The organism is Flavobacterium sp. RSP49 (assembly GCF_003968735.1).
Taxonomy (GTDB): Bacteria; Bacteroidota; Bacteroidia; order Flavobacteriales; family Flavobacteriaceae; genus Flavobacterium.
Genome location: NZ_RYDN01000056.1, coordinates 1 through 6,826, shown reverse-complemented (window position 1 = coordinate 6,826; position 6,826 = coordinate 1). Strand labels below are relative to the sequence as shown.

8 protein-coding genes are annotated in these 6,826 nt (G+C 36.8%); 1 reads left to right on the top strand and 7 read right to left on the bottom strand.

Features of this window, described 5'->3' with window-relative positions; genetic code table 11:
• Positions 1–17: 17 nt before the first annotated feature.
• The 3 genes from EKM02_RS14515 to fabD all read right to left on the bottom strand — a co-directional run bounded on the left by EKM02_RS14515 (position 18) and on the right by fabD (position 2,176).
• Entirely contained in the window at positions 18–422 is a 405-nt protein-coding gene (locus EKM02_RS14515; protein WP_126456376.1) for a chromate resistance protein ChrB domain-containing protein, read from the bottom strand.
• A gap of 509 nt (positions 423–931) precedes the next feature.
• Positions 932–1,183, bottom strand: a complete 252-nt coding sequence (locus EKM02_RS14510) for a hypothetical protein (protein ID WP_199878497.1) — start codon at positions 1,181–1,183, stop codon at positions 932–934.
• A 117-nt stretch (positions 1,184–1,300) separates the two neighbouring features.
• Positions 1,301–2,176: an ACP S-malonyltransferase gene (fabD, locus tag EKM02_RS14505; RefSeq protein WP_126456372.1), complete on the bottom strand. Its 876-nt coding sequence runs from the start codon at positions 2,174–2,176 to the stop codon at positions 1,301–1,303.
• Positions 2,177–2,350: 174 nt separating this feature from the next.
• On the opposite strand from fabD, the gene EKM02_RS14500 reads away from it, so the two are divergent.
• Positions 2,351–3,994 carry a hypothetical protein gene (locus EKM02_RS14500; protein ID WP_126456370.1) on the top strand — a complete coding sequence of 548 codons (1,644 nt, stop codon included), beginning with the start codon at positions 2,351–2,353 and terminating at the stop codon, positions 3,992–3,994.
• A 38-nt stretch (positions 3,995–4,032) separates the two neighbouring features.
• Here EKM02_RS14500 and EKM02_RS14495 read toward each other — a convergent pair whose 3' ends face one another.
• The 4 genes from EKM02_RS14495 to EKM02_RS14480 form a co-directional block, all read right to left on the bottom strand.
• Entirely contained in the window at positions 4,033–4,356 is a 324-nt protein-coding gene (locus tag EKM02_RS14495; protein ID WP_126456368.1) for a DUF6370 family protein, read from the bottom strand.
• Between the two features lie 143 nt (positions 4,357–4,499).
• Positions 4,500–4,727, bottom strand: coding sequence for a hypothetical protein (locus EKM02_RS14490; protein ID WP_234423207.1), 228 nt, complete (start codon positions 4,725–4,727; stop codon positions 4,500–4,502).
• A 190-nt stretch (positions 4,728–4,917) separates the two neighbouring features.
• Entirely contained in the window at positions 4,918–6,078 is a 1,161-nt protein-coding gene (gene purT, locus EKM02_RS14485; protein ID WP_126456366.1) for a formate-dependent phosphoribosylglycinamide formyltransferase, read from the bottom strand.
• A 178-nt stretch (positions 6,079–6,256) separates the two neighbouring features.
• Entirely contained in the window at positions 6,257–6,496 is a 240-nt protein-coding gene (locus EKM02_RS14480) for a VOC family protein (RefSeq protein ID WP_317124997.1), read from the bottom strand.
• Positions 6,497–6,826: the final 330 nt, after the last annotated feature.

Below are 6,826 nucleotides of genomic sequence, written 5' to 3'. Positions count from 1 at the left end.
AATCTAAAATATTCATATCAAATCTGTTTAGATTTTAAAGATACAAAATAATTAGGTGTTAATACGGACAAGCATATAATATTATAAGAAAGTCCCGCTGAAATTGCCAAAAGTCCCGCTGATTCTTTTGCAATATCGTGTCTATCTGTGTCTGCTCCACGCACAATATCAGCTATAATTAAAATAGCTGGGTCTTTAATTTTATATTTTTTTACAATATAATCAAAGGTGCTTTTCTCTTCATAATGTGTGTATTCTACATTAGGAATATCAAAAGGAATGGCATCAAATTCTTTTGCTTTATTCAAAACATCACTGAATGGGACATAAATAAATTCAGCGTTTTTGTCTACAAAAGTTTTGATCAACCAAGGACTGGCTATTCTATCAATTTTAGGGCGTTCTCTAGTAATCCATTTCATTTGAAATAATATAAAGGAAATTTTGCTCCTTCAATAGTAAGCTAATCTACATTTATTTATCTAGGTTTCAAAAAAAATATTTACAAATCAACAGTTCAAGAGCTAAGGTTAGAGATTGATTATTTCGACAATATATCTTTAGATACAAAAAAAGATAAAACAAATGAATATCAGTCTCTTCAATATGACTTTAAGATATTCGAATCAATAAATTGAGGGTTATCAATTGTAGAACCAAACTAACCTCTAAAATTAAATGACTTTGGTTATTTGAATTTTGTGCGCGATAAAGAATTTGAGCACCCGATAACTTCGGGTATAATCGTAATTTTATGAACTATTTAAGCTTATTTTTGTTTAAATTAATTCTTGAAATTTAACCCGGTTTTCCAAGATTTAACGTTGTACCTCTTTATTAATTTACAGTACGCAACTAGATTAGGGCTTGTATACTCAATTTAGAAACAAGGCTGTCTGGAAATTACTTTCCGGGCAGCCTTGTTTTTGAATTATTCTTTTCCGGATTCCTTCAGTTTTTCAGCAGCCTGATTTATTTTGTCAGCTCCTTTTTTAAGAATTTCTCCTGCTTTTATTCTGGTAGAATCAGCGGCAGCATCAACTTTTACCGCCGCAGTACCGATAGCTCCTTCCATTTCATTACTAATGGCCTCTCTAGCTTCTTTCACTTCCTCTTTTGTTTCTTCTTTACAAGAAGTCATTAAAGTGGCAACAAATACTAATCCTAAAAGTGCTTTTTTCATTATATTTTCATTTTAAAAAATTGATAATTGAGTACATTCATCGTATAAAGATAAACAAAATCGCTACAAACATAAGTCTGGGGAAATTTCGTTTATTGGACACCAATTACCACTATTTTATACATTAGCGGTAACAGCGTCTCTGTCAATTTTCCCGATCAATCCTGCTAATACTTTTCCAGGGCCTACCTCAGTAAACGAGGTTGCTCCGTCTTGGATCATTTGCTGTACTGATTGTGTCCACTTTACCGGAGCTGTCAATTGAATGATTAGGTTTTTCTTAATTTCTGCGGGGTCTGACACTGCACTGGCTGTTGTATTTTGATATACCGGACAAATAGGAGTTGAGAACGTTGTTGCTTCAATAGCTGCGGCCAGTTCTTCACGAGCCGGTTCCATCATTGGAGAGTGAAAAGCACCTCCAACAGGCAACAATAATGCACGTTTTGCACCAGCGCCTTTCATCGCTTCACACGCTTTTTCCACTGCTGATGTTTCTCCTGAAATCACTAATTGTCCTGGGCAGTTGTAATTTGCAGGGACTACAATTCCGTCAATCGAAGCACAAACTTCTTCTACAATGTTGTCAGCCAATCCTAAAACGGCCGCCATAGTCGATGGTTTTATTTCGCAGGCTTTTTGCATAGCTAAAGCTCTTTGAGAAACCAGTTTCAAGCCGTCTTCAAAAGATAAAGTACCATTAGCTACTAAAGCTGAAAACTCACCCAATGAATGTCCCGCTACCATTTCTGGTTTGAAATCCTCCCCTAATGTTTTTGCTAAAATCACCGAATGGAGGAAAACGGCTGGTTGTGTCACTTTGGTTTCTTTCAATTCCTCGGCTGTTCCTTCAAACATGATGTCTGTGATGCGGAAACCTAAAATTGCATTGGCTTTTTCGAATAATTCTTTTGCGAGAGCAGAATTTTCATACAAGTCTTTACCCATTCCTGTGAATTGCGCGCCTTGACCTGGAAATACGTATGCTTTCATGTTTTTATTTTAAAGATTGAAAAAAATTAAAGACTGAAAAATGAATTCCAATCAGAATGCAAAAATACTGTTTTTTGCGGTATTGTAAATAGGGTTATTGTTTTCTTTAAAATTGACACTTTTATTAGTGTAACATTTAGGAGTATTAAAGACTAATACTTAAAACTTAGTTTTATGAAAAAGATTTTATCAATAGCTTTCTTACTCCTTTTTAGTTTTTTATTGTTTTATGGCAACCTTCCGGTAATCAATTATGGATTTACTGGTTTTGCTTTTATTTTATTACTGTTGTTAGTAATAGGGATCTTATTTTCTGTTGGTTTGACTATTTCTCAGCAAACAAAGCAAGTCAAGATTGTTTCCAAACCTAACAAGATTTTGTTTGTTTTGGTAGGATTGCTTTTAGCGTATTGTGTTGCGCTTCCTTTTATAACCAGCCTAAAAATGTTCCGAAGCGATTCGTATCAAAAATTAATAGGCGAGGTTAAAAACGGACAAAAAATTACGAATCATATTGCTCCAATTTCAATTGATAAAATCCGTGTGGTCGATGAGGAACTAGCCCATCTTTTGGGAGAGAAAATTTTAGGTTCTCAACCCGCTTTGGGAAGTCAGGTAGAATTGGGGGATTTTTGTATCCAAAAGGTGAACAATAACTTGTACTGGGTTGCTCCATTATTACATTCTGGTTTTTTGAAATGGTTTAACAACCAAGAGGGAACTGCGGGATATGTTATGGTTTCTGCAACCAATGAACGTGATGTGAAATTAGTTCAGAGTGTAGGAGGGAAGAACATTAAGATTAAATACCAGCAAGGCGCTTACTTTCAAAGTGACATTCACAGACACGTTTATTTTAATGGAAATGCTACTGTTGGTCTGGCTGATTTTAGTTTTGAAATTGATGATGCTGGAAATCCGTTTTGGATTGTCACTAAATATGTGAAAAAAATTGGTTTTTCAGGAAAAGAAGCTACGGGAGTTATTGTGGTTGATGCACAATCTGGGGCAATAAATGAATATTCAATTGCTAAAACGCCAAAATGGGTGGATCGAATTCAGCCTTTGGATTTTATAGAACATCAGTTGAATGATTGGGGTGAATATGTTCACGGCTATTGGAATTTTTCTAATCAGGACAAACTGCAAATTACAGAAGGAATGACATTGGTATATGGAAAAGACAACAAAGCTTATTGGTACACCGGATTGACTTCGGTGGGCAAAGAAGAATCTGCTGTAGGTTTTGTATTGGTAGATACCAGAACCAAGGAAACTACCTTTTACAAACAAGGCGGCGCAACAGAATTTGCTGCTCAAAGCTCTGCACAAGGGAAAGTTCAGGAGAAAGGATATAAAGCGTCGTTGCCTATTCCGTACAATATTAATAACATTCCTACCTATGTGATGACACTGAAAGATGATGGCGGATTAGTTAAAATGTTTGCGATGGTGGCTATTTCAGATTACACGATTGTAGGCGTCGGCAATACAATGCGGGAAACCTTGACTTCGTTTAAAAACGTATATAATATGGCAGATAATAAAATAAATTCGAATAGTGTTTCCAATAAAAAATCAGTAAAATCAGTAGTAACGAGAATTCAGAATGATGTGAAAAACGGGAATAGCTTTTATTATTTTAAGGTGAAAGATTATCCTAATATTTTTGTGGGTTCGTCACAAATATCCAATCAATTGCCGGTAACAATTGTGGGTGACAGTGTGAAAATTTCTTTTGATGTTGATTTGGAGGAAGTAATAGACATTTCGAGTTTTGAGAATGTCAATCTAAAATCGAGTATGAAATCGAAATAAATAGTAAGAGCCTAAAACAAATGTTTAAGGCCCTTTTTTTATTTTTTTGGCAGTAATTTAAAAGAAGTTACTTTGAATCGATTGTCTACAATTTTACCAACAATTTCGGCTTTTCGTATTGTTGTACAAAAACCGTCATTGGCGTGTGCATCTCCGTGCGAATCGATTGAACTACCATCAACAAAATAAGATTTTCCATCCACACGAACGGCTAATTCACAACCGTGTCCTTCCATTCCAAACTGGCATTGACCACAAGCAGCCTCAACAATTTGTGGTTTTGGTTCTTCTTTATTATCTTTATCCTGAGCACTTGCTAATGTTACAACGAACAAAAGGGTTAAGTATAATAACTTTTTCATAATTGATTATTTTTTGCTTTAGCTAAGATACTCGTTTTTTACATCGAATAATTTTTAAACATGTAAATTCATATTAATCTGGAAAGAGGAATGTTAATAGAAGCCATTTCAATAATGACAACTGCAATAATTGAAATGATTCGTCAATCAAAACTTTCAGCAAAAAAGAATTGAGCAAGGCCAAATGTGGCAATACTTTGCGCTACCGCCAGACAATAATTAACATACATTGCACCATGAAAATAACCCGGTTCTTTCTCGAATTTATTGTGACCATGGAGGCAATATTCATTCGTTTTTGGAAACCCTATGTGTAAGTAAATATTTTTTTTCTTTGAAAACTTTCCCTTGAAGGCAGTGTGGGTAATCATTATTCAGGATGTCTACGATAGAATTAGACATCGGTATTTTTTTATCAAAGGTATTTAAAGGTTCCAGAAGAACTTTCGAATGGTTAGGTGATAATTCACAAGATGATAAAAAGGAACGCTGATAACACTGATTTAGCGAATTTTTTTTCATCTTGTTTTCGGTATAATATTGGAAGTTTATTAAATGTAATTACGAATGCACGGTAATCAACCTTGCTGCATTTTTTGCTTTTTCTACCACTTCTTCAATTGGAGTTTCTACGGTATCACTTACTAAAGCCACTGCCATTCTGCGGTAGGGTCTTGAAGTTGGTTTGCCAAAGATTCTGAAATCCGTTTTAGGTAAAGCCGCAATTTTTTCGATACCGGAGTACGTTGGGTTTGTAGAGTTTTCCGAAGCTAAAATGACTGCACTGGCTCCCGCTTTTTCTAATGTGATTCCAAAAATAGGCAAACTTAAAATAGCGCGTAAATGCAATTCAAATTCATTGAAGTTTTGTGTTCCAGCTAAAGTTACCATTCCGGTATCATGTGGTCGAGGCGATAATTCTGAGAAATAAACGCCGTCATCAGTCAAGAAAAATTCGACTCCAAAAAGTCCTGCGCCGCCCAAAGCTTCGGTTACTTTTTCGGCCATGTCTTGCGCTTCGTACAAATCCTTGTCGGAAATTCTGGCGGGTTGCCAGCTTTCCTGATAATCGCCACGTTCTTGTCTATGGCCAATTGGCGCACAAAAAAGTGTCGGATTATTGTTTTGTACCACCGTTAATAAAGTAATCTCCGAATTGAATTTGACAAATGCTTCTACAATCACTTCTACGACATCGCCACGGGAACCTTCCACGGCATACTTCCATGCTTTTTCGATATCGGCTTCGGTTTTTATGGTGGATTGTCCTTTTCCGGACGAAGACATTAATGGTTTGACGACACACGGCATTCCAACGGTTTTAACGCCTTTCCGTAATTCCGCGGCAGTAGTGGCGTAGCGGTAATTTGCGGTTTTTAATCCTAATTCTTTACATGCTAAATCCCGAATCGCTTTCCGGTTCATCGTGAAGTTTGCCGCTTTCGCCGAAGGAACTACGGTAATTCCTTGCTTTTCATAGTCATAAAAAAGCTCGGTTCTGATGGCTTCTATTTCGGGAACTATGAAATCAGGTTGGTGTTTGGCAACGATGCGGTCTAGGGCTTCTCCGTCGAGCATGTTGATCACTTCAAAATCATGGGCAACTTGCATGGCGGGTGCATTTTCGTAACTGTCCACCGCAATTATGATTTGCCCAATGCATTGTGCTGCGATTGTAAATTCTTTTCCTAATTCGCCTGAGCCGAGGAGTAGTATTTTCATTTTTTTATTTCCTTAATTCAACTGTAAAAATACTAAATTGCTTTTTTACGACTGCAGATTCACTACAAACTTTACCCAAAAGTCAATAAATTATAATCTGGATACAATATTGAAAATTCCCTATGTTTCCACGGTTTGATTTCCAAAGGACCTTGGGGATGAATGGCAACGCCATTGTTCAAGAAGTTTTTATATACAATTTAAAATCCTGCACCAGAATGTAAACTCCAGCGTAATTTTCAACAGAATCAATGGTTATAAACTCAAAAAAATGAATTTCAATCGTGTCTTTTTGCACCATCCAATACCCGTCAAAGTCAGCATTACCCAATACTTGAAAACCCAAGTGGTTCACATAGAAATCCCGTGTAATCGCTTTGTTGCGCATGGGTAGCTTTGAGTTTATGACGGTTAGCATGATTTTTGGGTTTGATCGTAAAGATCACTCGTTAAAGAGTTTTTAGAACCCCAGTCTTTTCAGCCTGGGGTTCAAATAAAGAAAGGCGACGAACCGAGCCCTCAGGGCGAACACGTCGTACCTATAAACAAAAGAACCCCAGTCTTTTCAGACTGGGGTTCAAATAAAGAAAGGCGACGAACCGAGCCCGCATGGCGAACACGTGGTACCTATAAACAAAAGAACCCCAGTCTTTTCAGACTGGGGTTCCAACAAAGAAAGGCGACGACATACTCTCCCACATAACTGCAGTACCATCTGCGCAGGCGGGCTTAACTACTCTGTTCGGGA

Bases quoted from the DNA above. Each gene is read 5' to 3' on its own strand.
- EKM02_RS14495 (WP_126456368.1), bottom strand. From the start codon at position 4,356: ATGAAAAAGTTATTATACTTAACCCTTTTGTTCGTTGTAACATTAGCA.
- fabD (WP_126456372.1), bottom strand. From the start codon at position 2,176: ATGAAAGCATACGTATTTCCAGGTCAAGGCGCGCAATTCACAGGAATG.
- EKM02_RS14510 (WP_199878497.1), bottom strand. From the start codon at position 1,183: ATGAAAAAAGCACTTTTAGGATTAGTATTTGTTGCCACTTTAATGACT.
- EKM02_RS14500 (WP_126456370.1), top strand. From the start codon at position 2,351: ATGAAAAAGATTTTATCAATAGCTTTCTTACTCCTTTTTAGTTTTTTA.
- EKM02_RS14515 (WP_126456376.1), bottom strand. From the start codon at position 422: ATGAAATGGATTACTAGAGAACGCCCTAAAATTGATAGAATAGCCAGT.
- EKM02_RS14490 (WP_234423207.1), bottom strand. From the start codon at position 4,727: ATGATTACCCACACTGCCTTCAAGGGAAAGTTTTCAAAGAAAAAAAAT.
- purT (WP_126456366.1), bottom strand. From the start codon at position 6,078: ATGAAAATACTACTCCTCGGCTCAGGCGAATTAGGAAAAGAATTTACA.
- EKM02_RS14480 (WP_317124997.1), bottom strand. From the start codon at position 6,496: ATGCTAACCGTCATAAACTCAAAGCTACCCATGCGCAACAAAGCGATT.